This window comes from Candidatus Eisenbacteria bacterium (assembly GCA_016867495.1).
Taxonomy (GTDB): Bacteria; Eisenbacteria; RBG-16-71-46; order CAIMUX01; family VGJL01; genus VGJL01.
In genome coordinates this window covers 1-2,009 of record VGJL01000327.1, presented here as the reverse complement: position 1 = coordinate 2,009, position 2,009 = coordinate 1, and the positions used below count along the sequence as shown (strand labels likewise).

Here is a 2,009-nt window from a genome sequence, read left to right as displayed (position 1 = left end):
CGTCGCCAGCGGGACGATGGCCAACCAGGCCGCGATCGCCGTCCACACCAGTCCCGGAGAGGAAGTCCTCCTCGAGGAGCGCAGCCACGTCTATCTCTACGAGGCGGGGGCCCCGGCGGTCGTCTCGGGCGTCCAGGTCCATCCGCTGCCGGGCGAGGGCGGGTTGGTGGCGGCCGACACGTTGCGCGCGGCACTGCGGCCGCCGAACGTCCACTTCCCGGCTTCCTCCCTCCTCGTCTTCGAGAACACCCACAATCGGGCGGGCGGGAAGGTCCTTCCTCTCGAGGGGATGGATGCGACCGCGAGGGTTGCGAGGGAGGCGGGTCTCAGAGTCCATCTCGACGGAGCGAGGCTCTGGAACGCGGCGGTCGCGTCGGGCGTCCCGGAGGCGCGCTACGCCGCCCTGGCCGACTCGGTCTCCGTCTGTTTTTCGAAGGGGCTCGGCGCGCCCATCGGATCGGTCCTCTGCGGCGCGGAGGAGTTTGTCGCCCGCGCCCGTTTCGTCCGCAAGAGGCTGGGAGGAGGAATGCGACAGGTCGGGATCCTCGCGGCCGGATGCCTCCACGCCCTGCACAACCATCGCTCGCGTCTCGCGGAGGACCACAGGAGGGCGAGGGATCTCGCTCGCGCCGTCGCCGCGCTGCCGGAGCTATCGGTCGATCCGGCGTCGGTCGAGACGAACATCCTGGTCATCGGAGTCAAGATCGGAAGGCCGGAGGAGTGGTGCGCGGAGATGGCGCGCCTCGGGGTCCGGATCGTTCCCTTCGGCCCCGGCGCCCTCAGGGCGGTGACTCACCTGGATGTCAGCGACGAGGGGATCGCGCGGGCGTCGGATGCCTTCGGACGCTGCGCGCGGATGCTGCGAGAAGGACGATCCCCGCTGCGAGGCTGGCCAGGTTGAGCAGCAGGTGGGGCAGGTTCGCTCGAGAGTGGGCGGCTTCCCCGAAGCAGCCGCAGTCGATGTCGAGGCCCCGAGCCATCGCGGACGCCACGCCTGCCGCGAAGGCGGCCGACATCCCGCTGATCGCCAGCAGTCCTCCCCTGTAGAAGAGCCCCGTCAGAACCGCGAGGGCGGCGAGACCCTCGAAGGGAGGAAGCCAGAGCGCGAGCTCCGGCACGATCCCGTCAGGGAGTATCTTGAAGTTGTGGATCGAGCGGGCGAAGGCCCACGGATCCGCGAGCTTCGGCGCCGCCGCGAAGATGTAGAGGGCGCAGAGTCCCAGGCGGAGGAGCCAGAGGATGGCGGCCCGCCATCTCATGGCTCCATCTCCTCGTCCGATCCGAGGCCGGAGCCGAGGACTCGATCCTCCCCCTCGGCCGAGGGAAGTCCCGCTCGGCGCCAGGCATCGATCCCCTCGATCAAGACGAAGAGCGACTCCCGGGGCGCTCCGCGGGAGAGCAGGGCCCGAGCGAGATCGTCCGCCCGCTCGACTCGATCCGGATCGGCGTAGACGATGACTTTCGAGCCGGAGATCCATGAGGAGAGCTCCGGGTAGAGCTCGCGCCACTCCTCGACCGGGACATTCAAGGCTCCCTCGATCTGCCCCTCGGCATACTCGTCAGGGGCGCGGGCGTCGAGGAAGATCGCCCCCTCCGCGTAGAGCTTGCCGGCTTGCGCGGTCAGGATCGGCCGCGCGCCCGAGTCGGCGCGAAAGAAGGCGGCCGGGAGCGTTGTCGGGAATCTCTCGGCGCGGCCCGCGTTCCAGGCGACGGCGGCGGCGGCCGCGAGGACGGCGAGGGCGATCGTCTCGAGAAGCGCTCGTCGCAAGGCTCACCCGCGGACGTGGCCCTGGACCTGGAGGAAGATCTTGGGCTGTTTCGGATCGCTCGTCAGGACCGCGATCCGCTGCACGAACATCCCCGTCTCGGACCGCTCCTCCAGCGTGATCCGGAGATCGTACTTGTTGCTCCCCTTGGGGATGATCTCGCCGCTCAAGTACGGGACCCCCGTCTCGACGCCGAGCAGCTCGTAGGGCTTCGACCCGTCGCAGGTGATCTGGATCGTCGTC

Annotated in this window: 3 protein-coding genes; 1 reads left to right on the top strand and 2 read right to left on the bottom strand. The window is 69.5% G+C overall.

Annotated elements, in window-relative coordinates:
- Positions 1 to 901 (top strand): low specificity L-threonine aldolase (locus FJY88_13950; GenBank protein ID MBM3288429.1); only part of this gene is annotated, 901 nt, incomplete at its 5' end.
- Here the strand turns inward: FJY88_13950 and FJY88_13945 are convergent.
- Entirely contained in the window at positions 804 to 1,259 is a 456-nt protein-coding gene (locus tag FJY88_13945) for a hypothetical protein (protein MBM3288428.1), read from the bottom strand. The two genes, FJY88_13950 and FJY88_13945, sit on opposite strands and share 98 nt — an antisense overlap.
- Positions 1,256 to 1,768, bottom strand: a complete 513-nt coding sequence (locus FJY88_13940) for a rhodanese-like domain-containing protein (protein MBM3288427.1) — start codon at positions 1,766 to 1,768, stop codon at positions 1,256 to 1,258. The genes FJY88_13945 and FJY88_13940 overlap by 4 nt, the downstream gene beginning before the upstream one ends.
- Between the last annotated feature and the right edge of the window lie 241 nt (positions 1,769 to 2,009).

Coding starts and splice junctions, on each gene's coding strand:
- FJY88_13945 (MBM3288428.1), bottom strand. CDS start 1,259: ATGAGATGGCGGGCCGCCATCCTCTGGCTCCTCCGCCTGGGACTCTGC.